Annotated in this window: 23 protein-coding genes; 10 read left to right on the top strand and 13 right to left on the bottom strand. The window is 62.1% G+C overall.

The features are described 5' to 3' along the window. A partial coding sequence (locus SO156_RS24370) for a M10 family metallopeptidase C-terminal domain-containing protein (RefSeq protein ID WP_498536503.1) occupies positions 1–1,954 on the bottom strand: 1,954 nt, incomplete at its 3' end. A gap of 179 nt (positions 1,955–2,133) precedes the next feature. On the opposite strand from SO156_RS24370, the gene SO156_RS24365 reads away from it, so the two are divergent. Together SO156_RS24365 and SO156_RS24360 are read left to right on the top strand one after the other, a co-directional pair. Continuing rightward, entirely contained in the window at positions 2,134–2,433 is a 300-nt protein-coding gene (locus SO156_RS24365) for a hypothetical protein (RefSeq protein WP_498536502.1), read from the top strand. Between the two features lie 282 nt (positions 2,434–2,715). Next, the gene (locus SO156_RS24360) at positions 2,716–3,162 is read left to right on the top strand and encodes a GtrA family protein (protein WP_498536501.1); all 447 of its coding nucleotides are present in this window, start codon (positions 2,716–2,718) and stop codon (positions 3,160–3,162) included. Between the two features lie 123 nt (positions 3,163–3,285). On the opposite strand, the gene SO156_RS24355 is transcribed toward SO156_RS24360, so the two are convergent. Further along, positions 3,286–3,819, bottom strand: coding sequence for a D-glycero-alpha-D-manno-heptose-1,7-bisphosphate 7-phosphatase (locus tag SO156_RS24355; RefSeq protein ID WP_498536500.1), 534 nt, complete (start codon positions 3,817–3,819; stop codon positions 3,286–3,288). Between the two features lie 178 nt (positions 3,820–3,997). On the opposite strand from SO156_RS24355, the gene SO156_RS24350 reads away from it, so the two are divergent. The 3 genes from SO156_RS24350 to SO156_RS24340 are packed head-to-tail and all read left to right on the top strand — an operon-like array spanning position 3,998 to position 6,638. After that, positions 3,998–5,059 carry a Gfo/Idh/MocA family protein gene (locus tag SO156_RS24350; RefSeq protein ID WP_498536499.1) on the top strand — a complete coding sequence of 354 codons (1,062 nt, stop codon included), beginning with the start codon at positions 3,998–4,000 and terminating at the stop codon, positions 5,057–5,059. Then, positions 5,056–5,526, top strand: coding sequence for an acyltransferase (locus SO156_RS24345; RefSeq protein ID WP_498536498.1), 471 nt, complete (start codon positions 5,056–5,058; stop codon positions 5,524–5,526). The genes SO156_RS24350 and SO156_RS24345 overlap by 4 nt, the downstream gene beginning before the upstream one ends. Before the next feature lie 8 nt (positions 5,527–5,534). Next, positions 5,535–6,638, top strand: coding sequence for a DegT/DnrJ/EryC1/StrS family aminotransferase (locus SO156_RS24340; protein WP_498536497.1), 1,104 nt, complete (start codon positions 5,535–5,537; stop codon positions 6,636–6,638). A 573-nt stretch (positions 6,639–7,211) separates the two neighbouring features. Here SO156_RS24340 and SO156_RS24335 read toward each other — a convergent pair. The 3 genes from SO156_RS24335 to SO156_RS24325 all read right to left on the bottom strand — a co-directional run bounded on the left by SO156_RS24335 (position 7,212) and on the right by SO156_RS24325 (position 9,727). After that, positions 7,212–7,724: a hypothetical protein gene (locus SO156_RS24335; RefSeq protein ID WP_498536496.1), complete on the bottom strand. Its 513-nt coding sequence runs from the start codon at positions 7,722–7,724 to the stop codon at positions 7,212–7,214. Then, complete coding sequence (locus SO156_RS24330; protein WP_498536495.1) at positions 7,700–8,815, bottom strand: DUF968 domain-containing protein; 1,116 nt, start codon at positions 8,813–8,815, stop codon at positions 7,700–7,702. The genes SO156_RS24335 and SO156_RS24330 overlap by 25 nt, the downstream gene beginning before the upstream one ends. A gap of 111 nt (positions 8,816–8,926) precedes the next feature. After that, positions 8,927–9,727: a YqaJ viral recombinase family protein gene (locus tag SO156_RS24325; protein WP_498536545.1), complete on the bottom strand. Its 801-nt coding sequence runs from the start codon at positions 9,725–9,727 to the stop codon at positions 8,927–8,929. Positions 9,728–9,841: 114 nt separating this feature from the next. On the opposite strand from SO156_RS24325, the gene SO156_RS24320 reads away from it, so the two are divergent. Beyond that, positions 9,842–10,099, top strand: coding sequence for a helix-turn-helix domain-containing protein (locus tag SO156_RS24320; RefSeq protein ID WP_458196715.1), 258 nt, complete (start codon positions 9,842–9,844; stop codon positions 10,097–10,099). Between the two features lie 13 nt (positions 10,100–10,112). Here the strand turns inward: SO156_RS24320 and SO156_RS24315 are convergent, their stop codons facing one another. Continuing rightward, positions 10,113–10,340 (bottom strand): hypothetical protein, encoded by a 228-nt coding sequence (locus SO156_RS24315; RefSeq protein ID WP_498536494.1) that lies wholly within the window; start codon positions 10,338–10,340, stop codon positions 10,113–10,115. Between the two features lie 22 nt (positions 10,341–10,362). Here SO156_RS24315 and SO156_RS24310 point away from each other — a divergent pair, with 22 nt between their 5' ends. From SO156_RS24310 to SO156_RS24300, 3 genes are all read left to right on the top strand, one after another. Beyond that, entirely contained in the window at positions 10,363–10,758 is a 396-nt protein-coding gene (locus SO156_RS24310) for a hypothetical protein (protein WP_498536493.1), read from the top strand. Positions 10,759–11,022: 264 nt separating this feature from the next. Next, positions 11,023–11,580 (top strand): hypothetical protein, encoded by a 558-nt coding sequence (locus tag SO156_RS24305; protein WP_498536492.1) that lies wholly within the window; start codon positions 11,023–11,025, stop codon positions 11,578–11,580. After that, complete coding sequence (locus tag SO156_RS24300; RefSeq protein ID WP_498536491.1) at positions 11,570–12,133, top strand: hypothetical protein; 564 nt, start codon at positions 11,570–11,572, stop codon at positions 12,131–12,133. The genes SO156_RS24305 and SO156_RS24300 overlap by 11 nt, the downstream gene beginning before the upstream one ends. 233 nt (positions 12,134–12,366) lie before the next feature. On the opposite strand, the gene SO156_RS24295 is transcribed toward SO156_RS24300, so the two are convergent. Continuing rightward, positions 12,367–13,590 (bottom strand): phenylacetate--CoA ligase family protein, encoded by a 1,224-nt coding sequence (locus SO156_RS24295; RefSeq protein WP_498536490.1) that lies wholly within the window; start codon positions 13,588–13,590, stop codon positions 12,367–12,369. Between the two features lie 84 nt (positions 13,591–13,674). Here SO156_RS24295 and SO156_RS24290 point away from each other — a divergent pair, with 84 nt between their 5' ends. Continuing rightward, entirely contained in the window at positions 13,675–14,826 is a 1,152-nt protein-coding gene (locus SO156_RS24290; RefSeq protein WP_458149470.1) for an AGE family epimerase/isomerase, read from the top strand. A 66-nt stretch (positions 14,827–14,892) separates the two neighbouring features. Here SO156_RS24290 and SO156_RS24285 read toward each other — a convergent pair whose 3' ends face one another. The 6 genes from SO156_RS24285 to SO156_RS24260 form a co-directional block, all read right to left on the bottom strand. Continuing rightward, the gene (locus SO156_RS24285; RefSeq protein ID WP_458149469.1) at positions 14,893–15,732 is read right to left on the bottom strand and encodes an ABC transporter ATP-binding protein; all 840 of its coding nucleotides are present in this window, start codon (positions 15,730–15,732) and stop codon (positions 14,893–14,895) included. 181 nt (positions 15,733–15,913) lie between these two features. Further along, positions 15,914–17,197, bottom strand: coding sequence for an ABC transporter substrate-binding protein (locus SO156_RS24280; RefSeq protein ID WP_498536489.1), 1,284 nt, complete (start codon positions 17,195–17,197; stop codon positions 15,914–15,916). Positions 17,198–17,240: 43 nt separating this feature from the next. After that, on the bottom strand, positions 17,241–18,314 hold the full coding sequence (locus tag SO156_RS24275) for a branched-chain amino acid ABC transporter permease (protein ID WP_458149467.1): 1,074 nt from the start codon (positions 18,312–18,314) through the stop codon (positions 17,241–17,243). A 2-nt stretch (positions 18,315–18,316) separates the two neighbouring features. Next, positions 18,317–19,210: a branched-chain amino acid ABC transporter permease gene (locus SO156_RS24270; protein ID WP_458149466.1), complete on the bottom strand. Its 894-nt coding sequence runs from the start codon at positions 19,208–19,210 to the stop codon at positions 18,317–18,319. 137 nt (positions 19,211–19,347) lie between these two features. After that, complete coding sequence (locus SO156_RS24265; RefSeq protein ID WP_498536488.1) at positions 19,348–21,279, bottom strand: long-chain fatty acid--CoA ligase; 1,932 nt, start codon at positions 21,277–21,279, stop codon at positions 19,348–19,350. Further along, positions 21,276–22,097 carry an ABC transporter ATP-binding protein gene (locus SO156_RS24260; protein WP_498536487.1) on the bottom strand — a complete coding sequence of 274 codons (822 nt, stop codon included), beginning with the start codon at positions 22,095–22,097 and terminating at the stop codon, positions 21,276–21,278. The genes SO156_RS24265 and SO156_RS24260 overlap by 4 nt, the downstream gene beginning before the upstream one ends. Positions 22,098–22,166: the final 69 nt, after the last annotated feature.

The raw sequence follows: 22,166 nt of genomic DNA, 5'->3' as shown, positions 1-22,166 counted from the left end.
CTTGATGGAAGATCGTCTCGAATGACTCCAGCGATCCGCTGTTTGGCGAGGCGCTCGAGAGGAGATCTGTGACGTAGTTGCCGCTGCTGTCGACGCTCCAGATGTTGTAGAGGCCGGTGGCAGTATTCTTCCAGGCCACGTCGTAGCCGCCGCTGACAGCCTCTGCACCGAGGATGCTCCAATAGCTGCCAAACTGGCCGGCCGTGAGCGCTTGCCCGCCAAACTTCAGCACCGGTCCGCTGTTACTCCCGACCGGCTCAAGATAATAGTTGGCCGCAACTTGCACCAAGCTGGTCGCGCCAAGTGCCTCGATCGTCGTCCCGACAAGGCCGATCGTACCATCGCCGTTCAGGTCCTGATGGAAGATCGTCTCGAATGATTCCAGCGATCCGCTGTTTGGCGAGGCGCTCGAGAGGAGATCTGTGACGTAGTTGCCGCTGCTGTCGACGCTCCAGATGTTGTAGAGACCGGTGGCAGTATTCTTCCAGGCCACGTCGTAGCCGCCGCTGACAGCCTCTGCACCAAGGATGGTCCAGTTGCTGCCAAACTGGCCAGCAGTGAGCGCCGCCCCCCCAAACTTCAGCTCCGGTCCGCCGATGCTCCCGACCGCCGACTCAAGATAATAGTTGGTCCCAGCCTGTACCAGGCTGGTCGCACCGGTCGCCTCAACGACAACGGGTGTGAGCAGGCTCACCACCAAAGAGCTTGTCATCGTGCCATCGGCGAACTGGAAATTCTCCACGCCCGTGACGGTATCGGTACCATCTGGCGAGCCCGAGCGCTGATCCGTGATCGTGAAGGTCTGCGTGCTCGCATTGTAGGCGAAAAGATAGTTTGCCTCGCTACCGGAATACACCGCCGTGTCGGTGCCGGCACCACCGATGATAGTGTCGTTGCCGCCGCCGCCGGTGATGGTGTCGTTGCCAGAGCCGCCATTCAGCACGTTCGCGATGGCGTTGCCGACGATTACATCGTTGCCGGAGCCGCCGGTGGCGTTATCGATGTAGGAACGGGGGTCGTTGTTGTAGAGATAGGAGTTGTAGACGTTGCCGGACGCGTAGTGGCCGTTGCCGAGATAGGCTAGCTGCGTAGAGGAGAACACAGACGACGCGCCGGGATTGAGATTGATGCTCAGGTTCGTCGTGTAGTTGGACAGATCGTAGGTATCGACGCCTCCGCCGTCCCAGATCGTCTCGTAGATGCGGTTGGCGGAGCCGCCGACGCCGCCACCCGGTGCCAGCTGTCCGACACCGTTGATGAACTCCTGCCCGGTGGTCGGGCTCCACGTGTAGACCGTGTTGCCGCTCTGTGTTGTGTAGTTCGCGCCATACAGCGTCTGGAGTGCCAGGATATCGTTGGCCATGTAGGTCTGCGGATAGCCGTAGGCCTCGTTTGTATAGCCGCTCGTCGTCGAAGCGCCGACATAGCTGCGGTAGCTCATGACAGTGTATTCACTGTCGTCATGCGCGGTCGGCACCGCGACGTTGGCGACGCCGCCGGTCTCCTGGCTGTGCTTGAGGCCAAAGGCGTGACCGAGTTCGTGCAGCGCGGTCGTAAAGTAGTAGTTGCCCATCGCCGCCAATGAATAATTGTACGCGGTCCCGAACCAGACGTCGCCGCCCTCGGCATAGTTTCCCGGATAGTAGGCGTAGGAGGTCGGATTGGCAGCGGACGACTGCGCTATCATGATGTCCGCGCCGTTGGTTCCGGCGTACTGAATCGTGGCGTTGGTATAGCTTAGGATCAGTCCGATCGCGTAGTTGATCGCGGTCTGCATCTGGGCGGGGGCCTGACTGAAGCCCGATGCGGTCGGCTCGCCCTTGCCGTAGCCGGACACATAATCGCTCGACGAGTCCGGAAAACTATAGGTTATCGTGCCGGACCATTTGACACCGGCCAGCAGGCCATCAATGTCCTGGTTGTTGGTGGCACTTACGGAAACGGCTGTTGCCAAGGAACGACTCCAGAGTATCTGAGTGGGCCGGCTTCGGTCCCACGAGTCAGTTTATCGAAAGATGGATACGTTTGGTTTAATTTGGGCGCCTTCTCAGTGCCGACAACGACTTATTAACCGACGACTCATGCTTGTACGGGACGACGGAATTTGGCTGCAAGCGACAAAAGGGGGTAGTCATGCGCTTTTGCCTTGCTTTGGGCGTCCTGGGCCTTCTCATATTGCCCACCAGTTTGGATCTGCGGTTCCTGGAGAAGCAACCTGTCATGAGCGGGAGAGCCAAAGCGGATGAGATCGGCAAGGCAGAGCGAGCCCCTTCGATGCCGCCGGCGCGCGATCCGTCCATAGCAGTCGCCGAGGAGTACGAGCTGGCTCGTCGCAAGGGCACGGCGGAGGCGCTTGAGTTGTTCATCGCGCGTCACGGTGACGATCCCCTTGCAGAAAGGGCTCGCGCAGATTTGCGGCGGCTTCCCCGCTGATTCCGTCGCCGTTCCTAGGTCCAATAGCAATAGTACGGCTTGCGACTGATGGCGTAGGCAGGATGTGGCCCAGCCGACGACTCTCTGCGCTTGCCGAGCAGTCAGCCAGCCCGCGCAGTAAGGTTCCTTCGCCCTGTCGCGCCGGATCGTGTGCGCTGAGGCGGACACACTCGCTGCAGGCGTTGCTCAACGGCAACACCGTCTGAATTCTTGCTTCGCCCGAGTGGCCAACCCCGGGCGCACTTGATATCTCTCTGGCAGAGGCAAAGAGCATTGCAAGCAGTGGAACGTCTTCTGGCTAGCGTAGCTGACGCATGGTATCGCCGCACGGTCCTGGCGAAGCTCTTCAGCTTTGCGTCGATCGGGGTGGTGAACGTTGCCGTCGACGTGGCTACGTTTACGGTCGCGTTTCAGCTTGCCCAACTGCCACTGATCCCGTCGAATGTGATCGCGTGGCTGGTCGCAGTTTCCGGCTCCTATGTGATGAACACGAAAATCACTTTCGGGCGAGAGACAGGCGGACTGTTCAGTCTTGGTCGATACTTGAGCTTTGCTGCCTCGGGCATCTTCGGATTAGTCGTCGCAACGACGATATTGGTCGTGCTCTCCCACAATTTGAATGTTCCTATCGCCAAGTTGATTTCGATTGTCGCCGCATTCGGCGTGAATTTTTCCGTCTCTCATTTTGTTGTATTCCGAATGCCCCGCGAGGACGCCGCGCCCGTCTAGCCGAGGCGGTCATGCGGTAGGACCGATTGTCATCCTTGTGCCGCAGTTTGGGTTCCTGCGATGGATTGAGAACTTAACCTGCCCAAGTTCTGCGGATGAGGGCATGTTGCAGGCCTGATGACACTAGCCCTGACGATTGCGAAATGAGCTTCGGTTTTTGATGAGAATCGACCTCACGAAAGTAAGGAGATTTCCTCCGGGAAACAGATACCCCTTGATGCCGGCTGCACGAGCTGCTGCGACATCGGTCTCCTTGTCGCCGATCAAAATGCTTCCGCCGACGTCTACGTTGTGACGAGCAACAAGATCGTCGATCATGCCGGGGCCTGGCTTACGCCGGATGTTAGTGCGTCGATAGCGCTCCACAACGGCCTCGGGATGATCGGGGCAATACTCGAAGTCGTCGATGCGTGCACCGATCTTTGCCAATTCGTCGGCCATCCAAGCGTGAAGTGCCTGCACATCGTCTTCATCGAACAGGCCGCGGGCGACGCCCGATTGGTTTGTCACCACAAAGGCAAAGTAGCCGGCTTCGTTGATAGTCTTTACTGCCTCTTGAGCGCCTTCGATCCATTTCAGCTTGCGCGGATCGAAGACGTACCCGGTGTCCTCATTGAGAACCCCATCTCGATCGAGAAATACGGCCGATTTTTTCATAGAAACACCAGTTGAAAAGTTACAATAAGCAAGCCTCCTGCCAAATAGCAACCATGCGGCCCTGCCGCGAATAGTCCGATCAAGTCCTTGATTTCGTGTCCCATCCGGTTAGTGAATAGGGACGTTGACCCGTTCCGGTGGTCCAGGAGAGGATCACAATCTTGCCGAGGAGATTGCCGTGATCAGGTTCGGTCTGCTGGGGTGCGGGCGTATTTCCAAGCGTCACTCCGACCTGCTGGGCGGCAACCACATCGAGGGCGCCCGGCTGGTCGCCGTTTGCGATACCGAGCGAGCGCGGGCGGATACGATCGCCTCCAGGTTCGGGGTAGCCGCCCACTACGACATTGACGATTTCCTCTCGCGGAAGGACATCGATGCGGTTGCCGTGCTTACACCGAGCGGCCTGCACCCGCAGCATGCGATTGCCTGCGCGCGCACCGGAAGGCATGTCGTGGTGGAAAAGCCGATGGCGCTGCGCCTGCAGGATGCCGACGACATGATCCGCGCCTGCGACGAGGCGGGCGTGAAACTCTTCGTCGTCAAGCAGAACCGTTTCAACGTCCCGATCGTCAAGGCGCGCGAGGCGCTCGATGCCGGCAGATTCGGCAAGCTCGTGCTTGGCACCGTCCGCGTGCGCTGGTGCCGGGATCAGGCCTATTACGATCAGGATGCCTGGCGCGGTACCTGGGCCTTTGATGGCGGCGTGCTCACCAACCAGGCCAGTCACCACATCGACATGCTGGAATGGTTTTTCGGCGATGTCGTCAGCGTCCATGCGCGCAGCACGACGGCGCTGGTGAAGATCGAGACCGAGGACACGGCGGTGGCGACTCTGAAGTTCCGCAACGGCGCGCTTGGTATCATTGAAGCAACCACCGCCGCACGTCCGAGTGATCTTGAAGGCTCGCTGTCGATCCTTGGCGAAAGGGGAACGGTGGAGGTTGGAGGCTTCGCCATGAACCAGATCCGGCACTGGCGTTTCGAGAAAGAGCTGCCGTCGGATAAGGAAGTGATTGAGAAATTCTCGGTCAATCCTCCGAACGTCTACGGCTTCGGCCACCAGGCCTATTATCAGCATGTCGTCGATTGCATTGTCGACCGTGGCGCCGCGCTGGTCGATGGGCTCCAGGGCCGCAAGAGCCTGGAGCTGATCTCGGCGCTCTATGAATCCATCGAGACTGGGCAAGAGGTGGCTCTTCGCTTTATGCCGCGTCGCAGCCGGCTTGGTGTCGCATCGTGAACCGGCCTCTCCTGCATCAGACCGGCATCTGCGACGACGTCGCGTTCGGCGCGCGTGTGAAAGTGGTCGAGCCCTGCAACCTCTATGGCTGCAAAATCGATGATGATTGCTTCATCGGGCCGTTCTGCGAGGTCCAGAAGGACGTTGTCATCGGCGCTCGCTCGCGCGTGCAATCGCACAGTTTCATCTGCGAGCTCGTCACGATCGGCGAGGATTGCTTCATCGGCCATGGCGTGATGTTTATCAACGATACGTTTGTGAGTGGCGGGCCGGCCCGCGGCCGCAAGGAGCTCTGGCGCGAGACGAGGATCGGCAACCGCGTCTCCATCGGCTCCAACGCCACGATCATGCCGGTTAGAATCGTCGACGACGTCGTGATTGGCGCGGGCTCGGTGGTCACGAAAGACATCACCATTGCCGGCACTTATGCCGGCAATCCGATTCGGCGGCTCCCGTCGCGAAAATAGAGGCACGCATGGCGGTACCTTTCGCCGATCTTCAGCTTCAGTATCAAAACATCAAAGGCGAGATCGATGCGGCAATCGCAAACGTGATCCGCGACAATGCGTTCATCCGCGGCCTCTATGTCGAAGCCTTCGAGCAGGAGTTCGCCAAAGCGGCCTCCGTCAAGCATTGCATCTCCTGCGCCAATGGCACGGATGCGCTGTACCTTGCGATGGCCGCCCTCAAGGTGAAGCCCGGCGACGAGGTCATCACCGCGGCGCATTCCTGGATTTCGACCGCCGCGATGATCACGCATGCCGGCGCGACGGTAAAATTCTGCGACACCGATGGCGTGACCTTCACCATCGACCCGAACGCGATCGAGGCCGCGATCACGCCGCGCACGGTCGGCATCATTCCCGTGCATCTTTATGGTCAGCCCGCGGACATGGAAGCGATCATGGCGATCGCGAAGAAGCACGGCCTTTGGGTCGTCGAGGACTGCGCGCAGGCACATCAGGCGCAATTCAAGGGGCAGCCGGTCGGGACGTTCGGCCAGGTGGCGACCTATTCGTTCTATCCCGGCAAGAATCTCGGCGCCATGGGCGACGCCGGTGCGGTTGTCACCAACGACGCGGGCCTGGCCGAGCACGTCGCGATGCTCGCGCGGCATGGCGGCCTGGTGAAGCACCAGCACCAGATCGAGGGCGTCAACAGCAGGCTGGACGGCCTACAGGCCGCGATCTTGTCGGCTAAGCTGCTGCATCTTTCGGACTGGACCCGCGCACGTCAGGACGCTGCAAAATTTTACGATGCCGCACTGAACCAGATCGAGGACGTGAAGGTACCGCACGTAGCGCCTTGGCGAACCCACGTCTATCATCTCTACACGATTAGGCATCCTAGCCGCGACGCCCTCGCTGCATATCTGAACGCAAGGGGAATCCAGACTGCTATCAACTATCCGACGGCGCTGCCTCTGCTGCCAGCTTACCGGCGCTTTGACCATCGGCCTCAAGAGTTTCCAAGCGCGTATGCCGACCAGAACAGCATCCTGTCGTTGCCGATGTTCGCCGAGATCAGCCGAGTGCAGCAGAACGAAGTTATTGGTGCAATCCGAGCGTTCAGCGATTGAGCCCCAAATACCAACGCCAATATCGCTGTAATCAACCCAGGCTAGTCAGCAATAAAGGAATAGCAAAGAGAGGGAGTACGGGATGGAATATCTTGTGTTCTTCATCGTGGCTGTTGGAATAGGCGTCTGTTGCTATAGGTGTGGATACCGTTCTGGATTCGATCAGGGAGTCAGAGACGCTGGGCAATTGTGGCCTCGAACTCTGTAGAGGGCAGTATTGGCGGGCGTTATCTGATTGATTGCGATTTCGTGCCCTTTTTTTCCGTTACACGATGCGCCCAGTTGGGTCAGAGCTGATTGATCTGAGACCGGCAAGCTGGACCATTTTGGCTAGAGTTTTTCGCATCGATTCCCCGGCTGGGAGGAGCGAAGAACGATGAAAGCCTCGCAGTTTTCGGGCGCCGAGTCTCCCAGACAGTTCGACTACGTCAATTGGCTGACAGTCCAGGTCTTTGCGGCGACAAATTGTTTGGCTGGCGCGCATATCTTAGGCGTGGACGGCGTCCGTTGCACTTGCCAAGCCCATCTGCTGAGCAGACCGCTGTTGGGCATTAGCTGCGTGTTGCAGCTTTCTCAGCGCCGCCGATGCATCAGTGCAGCAGCGAGGCGTTGGTTCCTGATTTCGCGGAGCAACAGCATTCGTTTGCTTTGCGCGGCATGGAGCAGGCCCTTGAACAGCGCGAAGATCTCGCGTTCCTGCACGTAGACTTCTGTGTTGATGGCCTCTTGATCGAAGCCATGGCGAGCAAGTCGCGTGTCGATCTCGCTTGCAGCCACGGCATCGATCCGCCAGCTCAACGCGTTTTGGAGTGTGTGGTACTCGGCTTCATCTTGGAATTCGGGGGCGATCCCGATCATGTCGATACCGCGAAGCGCAGCTTCAATTGCCTTTTGGCGATACGTCTCCAGAACCTTGTGTCGCAGCCCGCGGTAGCGCTGGATCTCCCATGAGTGTGACGCAACAATCGGTAGCGCTGGATCTCCCGCGAGAGCACGGCGACGTCCATCGCCAATAAGCACGCAATGGCAGATCGGCAGCTCTGAAGCGTGTGCAGGAGCGGCTACAGCGGGTGCGTTGTCAGCCAAAGCCGGCGGGCCACTTCCAGCGGCTCGATGGCTAGCCGCAACCACCACTCGACTTCATTGCTTGCCCGATGCAGCTCTCGGTGATGGGCGCGGCAGAGTGGCACGGTGAATTCGTCGCTCACCTTGAGGCCAAGGCCCTTGGGCTGCGCGAACCGCAGGTGGTGCGGATCGGACGGGTTACGGCCACAAACGAGGCAGGGCTGCTTGGCGACGAAGCGCAGGTGTTCGCGATCGCGGCGCCGCTGCGGCTTTCCGACACGCATGCGACCCCAGCCAGTTGCGCCATCGTTGTCCGCCGATTCCGGGCTTGGCGTGGACTGTTCGGAGGCTTGCAGCCGGGTGAGCCGGTCCTCGAGCGCTTCGCCAAGCCGCTGGGCCCCCCGGACTGTGAGTGTGTTCGCGTGCCGCCAGACTTGGTGCGCCCAGCGGTCGATGTCCTCCACATTGGCAAGCGACTGAAGCTCGGCGAGCAGGCGCGCGGCGAGCGCTTCAGAAGTCTTGGGGTCAGCCGCGGGGGCCGCGGCCCGACCGGCGGCTCCGGCACGTTTCGTTTCTGCGCGCCAGGGCGCGTTGGCTGTGGCCGTGGGCAGAGGTGAGCCAGGCGGGGCCATTCGGGGGTGAGATCCTAATTCATCAGCCGTTGGGTTGGATCCGGGCCTGATGGCAAGATCCGGTGCGTCGAAATCATCTTCGCCGGCAATCCCGACCAACGTGAACAGCGCATACCGCCGCGCGTAGCTCAGCGCGGCGCCCATCCGATGCGGCGCGGCGATGTCGGCGATGGTGCAGACCGGCCAGTCTGACGCAATCCATTCGCCCGAGCTGTGGAGCAGGGCGGTGGTGAGCCGGATCAGCCCGCTCTCCGGCTCAAGCGCCGTGGCCTGCACCGTGGCGATCTCCTGTTTGCTCAGGCTGTTGCGCACAATCTCAAGCCCGCGCGCCAACGAGGCATAGCGGAAGCTGCGGCATTCGCCGTTGGGGAAGGGACCAGGCAGGGTCGCGGTGAGCAACTTTTCCGGGTTTTCCAGCTCGGCCTGTGCGCGGGCGAGCGCGGCGGCGACCTGGTTGATGCTCTGGCTTGATCGATACATGGTTCTGCTGCGTCGGTTAGCTAACGGCGGTGCGGTGAAGCAGTTTGGCGCGCTCGGCCGCAGCTCTCACCGTTTGGCCAAACGACCGAGGCGCGCTGTCGCGCCCGCCAGCTATGGAAGCGCGGTCAGCTCAAAGCTGATCGCGCCGGATTTCGAGCGCTTGGCGCGTACCCCATGCCCGGTTGCTTCTCGGGCATCTTCCGGCACGAGGGCCTTCAGTTCGCTTTTCGCCCGCTCATGGTCGATCGCCGCGCCGTGCGTGCGGCGAAACACCTCCGCCAAAGCAGCCCAGGCGTTGGAGGCGCTCATGTCCACCGCGCGGACCGCTTGCAGGCGCGCTCTCGGCGGCTCGATGCCGAACAGCCGAGGCGGCTCTCCGCTCTCCACACAGCGCCAGAATTTTTTCTCGGCGGTCAGCAGCAGGTGCTGGTAGAGAGGATCGGCTCCGACCGTCATCTCGACCCACTTGCCGCCGCCAGTAATGACCGACAACACCGCCGTCCGCGATGCCGTCACCCACATGTTGTGCTGCAGCTGCGGCATGTGCTTTTCGGCCGCGAGCTCTTCCGAGAAATTCCACGGCAGCATAAATTTGGCCTCGAACACCGCACCCGTGGCTTCGATCCGGCCGTCGAGCGTGGCGGCCATCCAGCGGTGAAGTGGATGGAAGAACTGCCGCTGCACCTCGCTCACCTTGTGCCCGGTGTGGGTCTCGTACCAGTTCCGGTTGAGGGGCTCGGTGACCGAGCCGAGCTGCACCACCAGATCATTGGCCAGGTCTTGGGGTTGCCGTTCGCCGCGCTTCTCCTGCCACAGCCGCAGCAGGGCGGCCTCGTCGCCGCCCATGATGATCTTTGCGTCGGAACCGCCGATGAAAGCGCGGCGGTCTGGCGGAAATGCTCGCCTATCCATGAAAATCCTCCCGATAATATCTTTTTTCGACATAAATGATCTTATCAGGCGGTAACAACAAATCAATCTATTTTCGATAGAAAGCGACGAAAACAACGCCATGGTGGGACGCCGATGATCACCCCGGAGCAATGCCGGGCCGCGCGAGGATTGCTGGACTGGAGCCAGCAACGATTGGCCGACGAGGCGCAGGTCGGGATCGTCACCGTCCGCCAGCTCGAGGCCGGATTTAATCAGCCGCGGCGGGCGACCCTGATCGTGGTGCGGCGAACCCTAGAGGCGGCCGGCGTCGAATTCATTGACGAGAATGGCGGCGGCGTCGGTGTCCGGCTGCGCAGCCGTCGCCGCGATCGCGCGAGTGAGGAGCCCTGAAGCCGCGCCAGGTTCAGGATTTTGGCCGGCCAGATTTGCTCGCGCTCGCGAGGCCGGAATCGCGAGCCAGTTCGGCGCGCAAGCGGGCGAACTCTAATCGATATCGCTCAACGGATTCCGCAGACTCCTGATCGTCTGAGGCGCTTGGTCCAACGTAATCCGGGGCAGCGCTCGCCGGGATGGGCTTCAGCTTGGGATGGAAGTACGGCGCGATCTTTGCGGCGATCTTGGCGCGCGCCATCCGCGGGAGACGCTCATCATTCATGAACTCGAGCAGGAGTGCGAGCGGATCGGTAGCCGCGATCTCTTTTCGAATCGTCGGCGTCATGGATGGGCGGAAGCTGAAAGCTTTGGTGGATGGTTGGCTCGACCGCTTCGGTAAGGACGCCTTCGGCAGGGATCCTTTCGGCAATGACAGCTTCGGCAAGGAGGGTTTCGGCAGTGACGGCCGTGTTGACGACCGTTTCGGCAATGATCGCTTCGGCACAACTAGGTCCTCACGACAGCGCGAAGCCTATCGTGCTGTCGTTGCATCTGTAGTTAGGTTGAATCTTCGAGGATGCAAATTTTTTTCACCCTGGGCCCCGGAATCGCTTTGCGCGCCGGTGTTTTTTCAGGTAGGGGCAGTATTTCTGACCCTGCTACTTTTTCCTGATTGACCTCGGACCTGCGCCTCAACGCGCAGCGAAGCCGAGCGTGCCTGCTACCGCTCACGCGGCGGCCGGGACGACAGGCTACGCCGGCGCGCAAGTCGCGCGAAGGAGTTAAAGGAGTATGGGAATGAGTCTACAGCCAAGAACCAACTCGGCTAACCTGTCCATCGGGGATGCTTTCGACGCGTTGCGCGTTCAAAGGTGCTGGCCGCCTCAGGTGTGTCTCAAACGAGCTGTCGCCATGCGTTCAACCGAGCGGGGGATGAGCCGATGAGCCGATCGGATCCGGGCGCCCAGCTCGCTCTCATCTATGAGCCGCGCTTGCTGCCGTCTGAATCTCAGGCGCGCTTTAGGATGATGCGTGACGCGATTGTGGCGGAGCTCAAACCGAGCAACGCCATTGAGCAGATGTGGGTCTGCGAGATCATCCATGGCGAATGGGAAATGCAGCGACTTCGGGAATTCAAGGATCTGATCCTTACTTCCGCCCGCAGTCCGGCACTGAAAAACCTGTTGAGCATCGCGCTAAATGCCAGCGGCGCTGCTGACATCGATGGTTTGGCCGAGCGGTTTTTTACCAACAAAGGGGTGCGCAAGAAGGTCGGAGACATCTTACGCAAATACGGGATGACGGAGGCCAGTATCGATGCGGAGGCCTTCCGCCATTGCTTGGTTGAACTGGGCGAGATCAATCGCCGGCTGGCTGAACTAAGTTCGCGCCGCGACAAAAACCTGCAGCTGCTTGAGGACTACCGGGCCGGCTTGGCGAGGCCAACGCATCGGGGAGAAGGCAGCGTTGTCATGATCAGGGGTGACGATGGCGACTGAACGTCAGATCGCGGCCAACAGGAGGAACGCGCAGAAGAGCACGGGGCCGCGAACGGCGGCGGGTAAGCGGCGCGCGGCGCGCAACGCCTACCGCCATGGTCTCAGCAGTGTCACCGGCAATGTCGCGGATGATGCAGCCGTAAAATCCCTAGCTCTCGCTATCGTTGCGGGCAGCAGCGATCCGGAGCATCTGGAATCGGCCCGTAGCGCGGCGCGCGCTTACCTCGAGCTCGCCCATATCCGCCAGATCAAAGCCGACATCATCCAGCGCATGCTGGACTTCGGCGCCGCGGAGCCGGGGGAGCTCATGCGCGCGCGCTTGGCCGAGTCGCGCTATCTGAAAGCGCTATTGCGCCGGCAATGGCAGAAACCAGAGCGGCTCAAACCGGTATCTGTGCCCTCGCAAGCTGAGCGCGAGGCCGAGGTCGTGCGTCGGCTGCTGCCAGAGCTGCGCAAGCTCAACCGCTACGAGGCGCGGACCTATGCGACGCTGGATCGGGCGCTGTCCGAGGTCGCGGCGCTCAACACGGTAAGGGAGCATCCTGCACCATGAAGCCACATGCCTTCGCAGAACGAACCCAATCAAGTCGACAAATCAGGCCTTTGAGATGGGGCGCTGCGCCGCGATGCCCGCTGCGGCGCGCTTCTACGCCTCGTGGTGCGCCCGCCAGAAAAAGTGTGTGAGAAATCGACGCCTACTTTGATGCGTTCGGCCGCCCCGCGCTGGCTGATCTTCCCTGCAGAATTCCCTGTTCACAGCGTATTGAAGTTTTGGGGTGGGGCCTTTTACCGCTCGTCGGCAATCACCTTGCCGTCGTTCGGCAGCGCGCCCGGGCTCACCAGCTCGACATTGCCACCGAGCTTCGTCACCGCGCGTAGTGTGGTGGCGGTCTCCTCGCGTAGCGCCTCGCTTGTCGTCGCGGTCTCAGCCTTCAACGTCATCGCATCCGTCTCGCCCTCGCGGGTGACCACGAGGCGCAGGCGCCCGAGCGCGGGATGGCGCTTGCCGATCTCGGCGATCTGTTCGGGGCGGACGAACATACCCTTGACCTTGGTGGTCTGGTCGGCGCGACCCATCCAGCCCTTGATCCGCATGTTGGTGCGGCCGCAGGAGCTCCTGCCTGGCAGCGTCGCGGTGAGGTCGCCGAGCGCAAGGCGGATCCATGGATGATGCGGGTCGAGCGAGGTCACCACGATCTCGCCGACGTCTCCTGGCGCAACGGGATCGCCAGTGCCTGGCTTGACGATCTCCATGATCAGGTTCTCGTTGAGGACCATACCTTCGCGCGCCTCCGTCTCGAAGGCGATGAGGCCGAGATCAGCGGTGCCGAAGGCCTGGTAGGCGTCGATGCCACGCGCCTTGATCTCGGCCTGGAGCGAGGGCGGAAACGCGGCGCCCGAGACCAGTGCGCGCTTGATCGAAGAGACATCGCGCCCCGCAGTCGCAGCGGCGTCGAGCAGGATCTTCAGAAAGTCCGGCGTGCCGCTGTAGCCGGTCGGCCGGTAAGCCTCGATCAGCTCGAATTGCGCTTCTGCATTGCCAGGGCCCGCCGGAATCACGGCACAGCCGAGCGCCCGCGCCGAAGCGTCGAAAATGAAGCCGCCAGGTGTCAGGTGATAGCTGAACGTGTTGAGTACGGCCTCGCCTGGCCGAAAACCCGCGGCGAATAGCGCTCGCGCACCGCGCCAGGGGTCGGCCTGGGTTCCCTCCGGCTCGAAGATCGGTCCGGGCGAGGTGAAGAGCCGTGCGAATGCTCCGGGCGGGTGCGCCACGAGGCCGCCGAAGGGCAGGGCGGCCTTGTGCAGGGCAGGCAGTTCCGACTTGCGCAGCACCGGCAACCGCGCCAGCGCCTCCCGTGAGGTCACGGAGGCCGGCTCGAAGCCCTTCAGGCGCTCGGCATATGCCGGTGCGGCCATGGCATGGTGCAGGATGCCCGGCAGGCGCGAGAACAGTTCGGCCTCGCGCTCGTCAGGCGCGCGCGTCTCAAGGGCGTCGTAATGGGCGGTCATGGCTGGTCCTCAACTGGTTCGCATCCGTTGCGCCACCTTGCGCGCGTCGCTATCAGGGCGGCAGCCGGAGCTGGAGAAAGTGGAATGGCCAACGAACAGGGGATCACGACGGAGGAGGCCGCCGATGTCGTCGCCAGGTTGAAGCTGCGGATGATCGACGAGGCGCTGCCGTTGTGGTCCAGCGAGGGCTGGGATGCCGCCTCGGGCGGCTTCGTCGACCGTCTGCACAAGGACGGCACGGCGGATCGTACGGCGCCGCGCCGGGTGTTGGTGCAGGCCCGCCAGATCTACTGTTACGCCAAGGCCGCGCAGATGGGCTGGTATCCGGAAGGCCGCGCGATCGCGCTGAGGGGATTGGAGCACATGCTGACGCGCGCCAAGGCGCCGGACGGCCGTCCCGGCTACGTGCATCGCTTGACGCCGGAAGGTGCCGTGTTGGATGGCAAGCGCGATGCCTACGACCACGCCTTCATCCTGCTTGCGTTCGCGACCGTCTACGCGCTGGACAAGGACGCGCAGGTTCGCGCCGAGATCGACGCGCTGCTCGCCTTCATCGACGCGCATCTGCGCTCGCCGCATGGCGGTGTTCACGAGAGCCTGCCGATAACGATGCCGCGCCGGCAAAATCCGCAGATGCATTTGTTCGAGTCGATGATCGCGTGTTTTGACGCGACGCATGACCTGTCGTTCCAGAACCGCGCCGGCGAGTTCTTCGCGTTGTTCCTCGCCAATCTCTATGACAAGCAGAAGCGCGCGCTCGGCGAATATTTCGAGGAGGACTGGTCGAAGATCGAACCAGTCAGCGTCGAGCCCGGTCACCAGGCCGAATGGGTTTGGCTGTTGAAGGGCTTCGAGCGCATCACCGGCTGCCCGACGGGCCGCTATCGCGGCGAATTGCTGGAGACGGCGGTGCGCAGTTACGACGCCGCCACCGGCTGCCTCATCGACGAAGCCGACGTCGACGGCAATATCCGCCGGCATTCGCGGCGGCTGTGGCCGCAGACCGAGATCGCGAAAGCCTGGATCGCGCAGGCCGAATCGGGCGAGGCGGGCGCGGCGGACAAGGCGCGCGCGGCGCTGGTGCGGCTGGAACGGCACTATCTCAGCCATCCTGTGAAAGGCGGCTGGTATGATCAATTCGATCGCGACGGCAACTCGCTGGTCGAGACCATTCCTGCGTCGTCGTTCTATCATGTTCTCTGCGCGGTGACGGAAGCCGAGCAAGTACTCGGGTGAAGCGCTTTTGTTTTGACGCGTTTTCTTCACGCGAACCGGTTCCCACTTCGCTTGAAAACGCTATGCTCACAGCCAGCGCTTGCGCCGCTTGAAGCTCTTGAGGTTCTTGAAGCTTTTGCGCTGATCGCCGGCGCCGCCGAGGTAGAACTCCTTGACGTCCTCATTGTCGCGCAGCTCGTCGGCGGTGCCGTCGAGCACGACCTTGCCCTGCTCCATGATATAGCCGTGGCTTGCGACCGAGAGCGCGGCGCGCGCATTCTGCTCGACCAGAAGGATAGTGACGCCGAGGTCGCGATTGATCTTCTTGATGATCGCGAACACTTCCTTCACGAGCAGCGGCGACAATCCCATCGACGGCTCGTCCATCAGGATCATCTTCGGGCGTGCCATCAGCGCGCGGCCGATCGCGAGCATCTGCTGTTCGCCGCCGGAGAGATAGCCGGCAAGGCCCGTGCGCTCCTTCAGACGCGGGAAGTAGTTGAAGACCATGTCAAGATCGGCATCGACCTCGCGGTCGCTGCGGGTGAAGGCGCCGAGCTTGAGGTTCTCCAGCGACGTCATGTCGGCGACGATGCGCCGGCCCTCCATCACCTGGAAGATGCCGCGGCGGACGATCTTGTCGGGATCGATGCCGTTGATACGGTCGCCGTCGAACATGATCTCTCCGCGCGTCACCTCACCGTCCTCGGTCTTGAGCAGGCCGGAGATTGCCTTCAGCGTCGTCGACTTGCCGGCGCCATTGGCGCCCAGCAGTGCCACGATCGCGCCCTTGGGCACCTCGAGGCTCAAGCCCCGCAGCACCAGGATGACGTCGTCATAGACGACCTCGATGTTGCGCACGCTGAGCAGCGGCGGCGTGGGAACGACGCCAGGCGAGGGGCGCTCGATATGAGCCACGTCACTCATGGTCGGTTACTCTCGTTCTCTTGGTTCGTCATTCCGGGGCGCCTCGAAGAGGCGAACCCGGAATCTCGAGGTTCCGGGTTCAATGCTTCGCATTGCCCCGGAACGACGGGAGAAAGCCGCGGCGTGCTGGATCCCCCGCTTTCGCGGGGGATGACAGTTGCGTGGGGGGCAGTAACGCCGCTCACCAGCCGAACCATTCCGGCTTGCGCGGCAGCTCGACGGTCTTCACCTTCTCGAGCTTGATCGTGCCCTTGGCCATGAGGTCGTTGAGGTCGCCGTCGGTTGCACCCGTCACCTTGGCGCGATAGAGGTCGACCTTCATCGTGCCGCGATGATCCTTCTCGGTGTAGGTCGAGGGATTGCAGACACCCTCCATGCCCGCTGGTACCCAGTCCTTCTTCTGGTAGTAGCCCTTGGCGACGTTCTCGCCGGTCGCGCCGCCGTTCTTGGCGGCCCAGTCCAACGCCTCCTTCATGTACAAGGCCGAGCACACGGCCGCGACGTAGTGCACGGGGCGATAAACCTTGCCGGTCGGATCCGACATCTTCGAAATTTCCATCACCGTCTTCATGCCGGGCGCATCGCCGCCCCAGCTCACCGAGGTGCGCAACGGGAAGATCACGCCGTCAGCGGCATCGCCCGCGGTCTTGGCGGCGTTCTCATCCATGCCCCAGACATTGCCGAGGAACTGGATGTCGACGCCGGCCGATTTGCAGGCCTTCATCACCGAGATGTTGGAGGCGGCGGTGTTGCCGAGATAGGCGTAGTTGGCGCCTGAGGACTTCAGGCTCAGGCATTGTGCGCTGTAGTCGCCCGGCGTCAGCGCGAACACCAGCGGCGGCAGCACCTCGAACCCGAGCTCGTGCGCCAGCGCCTCGCCGGCCGCCTTCGGTGCGTTCGGGTAGGGGTGGTTCGCGCCCATATGGACGAACTTCGGCTTGCCGCTCTTGCCCTTGGTCTTCCAGTCTTCCGCCGCCCACATCAGCATCGCGCGCAGCGCATCTGAGTAGGTCGGGCCGTAGAAAAAATTGTAAGGCGCAGCCTTGGCCTTGCCGCTGGTGCCCTCGGGATCGGTCAGCGCAGCGGCGTAGGAACCGGACATGTCGGGGATCTTGTCCTGCGCGAGGAAGCCGGTCAGCGCCTCGGTGTCCGCGGTGCCCCACCCCATGATCGCCGCGACCTTGGTGTCGGGCGCGGACCACTTCTTGTACAGCGCGATCGCGCGCGGCACCTGGTAGCCGTAATCATTGGTGTCGAGGTTCAACTGCTTGCCGCCGATGCCGCCGCTCTTGTTGATCCATGCGAACGTGTCGGCGACGGCCTGGCCGTAAGGAGTGCCGACGTCGGACGTGCCGCCGGAATAGTCGGCGAGGTGACCGATCGCGATCTGCGCCTGCGCGCTGGCCGAAAAGGCTGCGATCGCAAGCGCGAGCGATGCGGTGCTCAAAAGGGACATTGTCTTCATCGGTCGGTTCCTCCAGTTATCATTTTGGTCGAGTTGCCCGCGCTCAGTGCGAGAACGGGTAGAGTTTCCAGTATGCCTTGATCTGCCGCCAGCGATGCGCGAGCCCGTCCGGCTCGAACATCAGGAACGCGATGATGATGAGCCCGATCGCGATCTCGCGCAGGAAGGTGATGTTGGTGTTGAGCGACAGCGCGTGGTCGATCGCCCCGCCCTTCAAGTGCAGGCTGAGCCATTCCATCGACTCCGGCAGCAGCACCACGAAGGCGGTCCCCATCAGCGTGCCCATGATCGAGCCTGTGCCGCCGATGATGATCATGGCGAGGAACAGGATCGAACGCTCGATGCCGAAACCTTCCTGCGAGACGACCTGCTGGTAATGCGCGTAGAGCGCGCCTGCGATGCCGGCGAAGAAGGCGGCGAGCGCAAACGACAGCGTGCGGTATTTTGTCAGGTTGATGCCCATGATCTCCGCGGAGAGATAGTGGTCGCGGATCGCGACCAGCGCTCTGCCGTCGCGCGTGCGCATCAGATTGGTGACGAGGACGTAGCTCGCGAGCACGTAAGCCAGCACGACGTAAAAATATTGTTTGTCGCCGCGCAGCGTATAGCCGAAGATCGAGAACGGTTCGGCGCTGGCCGGCACCGAGCCGCCGGAGAACCATTCGGCGCGTGAGAAGAAGTCGAGCAGGATGTATTGCGCCGCGAGCGTTGCGATGACGAGATAGAGTCCCTTCAGCCGCGCCGCCGGAATGCCGAAGATCAGGCCGACGAGCGCGGTGACGACGCCGGCGAGCGGGATCGCGAAGAATACAGGGATCGGTGCGTTGTTGGAGATATAGGCCGAGGTGAAGGCGCCGAGCAGGAAGAAGGCGGCGTGCCCGATCGAGATCTGTCCGGTGAAGCCGACCAGGATGTTCAGGCCAAGTGCCGCGATCGAGAAGATGCCGATCTGGATCAGGATGCTAAGCCAATATCCGCCGAAGAATTGGGGCGCGAGGCAGAGCAGCAGCACGCCGGCAATCGCAAAGTTGCGGCTGGTCCTGGTCGGGAAGATCGTGGTGTCGGCCGCGTAGGTCGTGCGGAAATCACCGGCAGGGATGAGGGCAGGGCCGGCCATGGTCAAATCCGCTCGATGTCGTGGGTGCCGAACAGGCCGTAGGGCTTGATCATCAGCACGATGATGAGGACGTAGAACGGTGCGATCTCGTAGAGATTGCCCCAGTGCAGATACTGGCTGTCGACATATTGCGCGACGTTCTCGAGAAGGCCGATGATGATGCCGCCGAGAACGGCGCCGCCGACGGAATCGAGCCCGCCGAGGATCGCCGCCGGAAACACCTTGATGCCATAGGCGGCCAGACCCGATGACACGCCGTTCACTACGGCGACGACGACGCCCGCGACCGCCGACACCGTCGCAGAGATCGCCCAGGCCATCGCGAACACGCTTTTCACGGAAATACCGAGCGATTGGGCGACCTGCTGGTTGAACGCCGTGGCGCGCATCGCCAAGCCATACTTCGAGGCGCGGAAGAACCAGGCCATGCCGATCATCATCGCAACCGACACCACGAGGCTCATGATATAGACGGTCTGGATTTGGAGCCCGAACAGGTTAACCGACTGGCTTTCGAAAACCCGCGGGAACGGCTGCGGGTTGACGCCGAACATCCACTTCAGCGCGGCCTGGAAGACCGTCGAGAGGCCGATCGTCACCATGATCACCGAGATGATCGGCTCGCCGATCATGGGCCGCAGGATCAGGACCTGGATCGCAATGCCGAATACGAACATGAAGGCGAGCGTCATCGGCATGCCGATCCAGAACGGCACCTGGTATTTCGCCAGCAGTGCCCAGCACACCCAGGCGCCGACCAGCAGCAGTTCGCCTTGCGCGAAGTTGACGACTTGCGTCGCCTTGTAGATCAGCACAAACGACATCGCGACCACGCCATAGAGCGTGCCGACCACGAGGCCGTTGACCAGAAGTTGGATGAGGAAGGCGGTGTTCATGTCGGTTCCGTGTTACTCTTCGCCTCTCCCCGCTTGCGGGGAGAGGCCGACGCGCGAAACGCGCGGCGGGTGAGGGGGAGCCTCCGCATGCGCAAGCGTGGAGAGGTGAGGGGCAGCACCCTGCGCGACAATCTGTGTCACTCCGCTGCCTCCGCCATGTGGCCGTGCCCGCCCAGGTCTACTACCCGCAGCGTCGTCCGCACGCGCTGGGTGGTACCGTCCTGGAAGCGGATCACGGTGTCGACGGGGATGTTGGCGTCGCCGCGGTAGATGGCGTCGATAATATCTGCGTATTTCTCGTTGATGACGCCGCGGCGCACTTTTCGGGTGCGGGTGAGCTCGCCGTCGTCGGCATCCAACTCCTTGTAGAGCATGAGGAAGCGCGAGATGCGCTGCGCCGGCGGCAAGGTCGCGTTGACCGTCTCGACCTCCTTCTGGAGCAGCGCATAGACCTCCGGCCGCGAGGCGAGGTCGCTATAGGTCGTGAACGAGAGCCGCTTCTTCTCCGCCCATTTCGAGATGATGGAGTAACGGATGCAGATCATGGTCGCGAGCGCGTCGCGGCCCGCACCCAGCACTACGGCTTCGGCGACATAGGGCGAGAACTTCAGCTTGTTCTCGATGAACTGCGGCGAGAAGCGTTCGCCGCGCGAAGTCTCAGCGAGGTCCTTGATGCGGTCGATGACGACGAGCTGCTTGTTATCGTTGAAATAGCCGGCATCACCCGACAGCATCCAGCCATCCCTGATGTCGGCGACGCTTGCCTCGGGGTTCTTGTAGTAGCCCAGGAACATGTTGGGATGCCGCACCACGATCTCGCCGACGCCGTGGACGTCGGCGTTGTCGATGCGGATCTCGACGCTGTCGGCCATCGGCACGCCGGTGGTGTCAGGGTCGACCTTGCCTGCGGGATGCAGCGTGTAGGCCCCAAGCAGCTCGGTCTGGCCGTAAAGCGTGCGCAGCGGCACGCCCATCGCCTGGAAGAATTTGAAGGTGTCAGGCCCGAGCGCCGCGCCGCCGGTCGCGGCCGAGCGCAGCCGAGTGAATCCGAGACGGTCGCGCAGGGCGCGGAACAGGATCATGTCGGCAAAGCCCGAATGCTTGCCTTGCGCGAGCTCCGCAAGCCCGGTCTTCATGCCAAGATCGAACAGCCGCTGCTTGAACGGCGTCGCGTCCATCACCTTGGCGCGGACGTCGGCGGCGATCGATTCCCAGACGCGTGGCGCAAAGAGGACGAACGTCGGCGCGATCTCGCGCAGATCGTTCATCATGGTGTCGGGCTCTTCGACGAAGTTGATCTTCATCCGGCAAAGCAGGCCTTTGCCGAGCACATAGACTTGCTCCATGATCCAGGGCAGCGGCAGCACCGAGACGTATTCGTCGTCCGGTCCTTTCGGATCGAAGGCGAGATAGGTCGCGCAGTGGCCGAGCACGCGGCCGGCGGCGAGCATCGCGAGCTTGGGGTGCGAGGTGGTGCCTGACGTCGTGCAGAGGATCGCGACGTCCTCGCCCCTGGTCGTATCCACGAGCTTGTCGTAAAGCTCCGGCTCGCGTGCAGCGCGCGCACGGCCGAGCTCGGCGAGCTTTTCGGCCGGCATAAGCCGCGGATCGTCATATTTCCGCATGCCGCGCGGATCGGAATAGATGATGTGCTTCAGCTCTGGCACGCGATCGGCAAGCCCCAAAAGCTTGTCGACCTGCTCCTCGTCCTCGGCGAAGACGAGCTGTGCCTCGCCATGGGTAAGGAGATAGGAGGCTTCCTCGTCCAGCACGTCGCGATAGAGCCCGAGGCTCAAACCGCCGATGGCATGGGTGGCCACTTCCGCCGCGACCCAGTCGGGCCGGTTGTCACCGATGATGCCGATGACGTCGCCGCGGCCGAGGCCGAGTTCAACGAGGCCGAGCGCGAAATCGCGTACCCGCGTCTGGTAATCGCTCCAGGTGAAAAGGCGCCAGAGCCCAAAATCCTTTTCGCGCAGCGCGACCTCGCTGCCGTGCTCCTTGGCATTCAGCCTCAGCAGTTTCGGATAGGTATCGGCCTGCGCGACGCGTCCTGCATAGTCCATCATGCCGCGCACTCCGGGGCCGCGGGCTTGTCGTCGGGATCGACCAGCACCTCGTCCTCCTCGCCGAGATAGGCGCGCTTGACGTGGGGATCGGCCAGCACTGCGGCCGGATCGCCCTCGGCGATCTTGCGGCCGAAATCCAGCACCATGACGCGGTGGGAAATATCCATCACCACGCCCATGTCGTGCTCGATCATCACCACGGTCATCCCGAATTCCTCGTTGAGATCGACGATGTAGCGGGCCATGTCCTCTTTCTCCTCGAAGTTCATGCCGGCCATCGGCTCGTCGAGAAGAATGAGGCGCGGCTCCAGCGCCATGGCGCGCGCAAGCTCGACGCGCTTGCGCAGGCCGTAGGGCAGGGTGCCGGCTTGCGCTTTTCGAACCGATTGCAAGTCGAGAAAGTCGATGATCTCCTCGACCTTGCGGCGGTGCGTGAGCTCCTCCTTGCGCGCGCCGGTCAGCCAGTACAGCGAGCCGGTGATGAAGTTATTCTTCAGGAGGTGATGACGGCCGACCATGATGTTGTCGAGCACGCTCATATGGTGGAACAGCGCGAGATTCTGGAAGGTGCGGCCGATGCCGAGCGAGGCGCGGGCGTTCGGCGTCAATCCGGTGATGTCGCGGTCCCGGTAGAACAGCTGGCCTTCGGTCGGCTTGTAGCGACCGGAAATACAGTTCACGATCGAGGTCTTGCCGGCGCCGTTGGGGCCGATGATCGAGAACAGCTCGCCGTCCTTGATGGAAAAGCTGACGTCGGTCAGCGCGCGGACACCGCCGAACCGCAAGGACACGCCGCGCACTTCAAGACTGGTTGCCACCAATAATTCCCTCCCCGGCGACGGCGCTTTGGCGCTCTTTCGTCCATTCCCTTGGACCGATCCTATATC

It is taken from the genome of Bradyrhizobium sp. UFLA05-125 (assembly GCF_059803515.1).
This window is presented reverse-complemented; position numbering and strand designations above follow the sequence as displayed.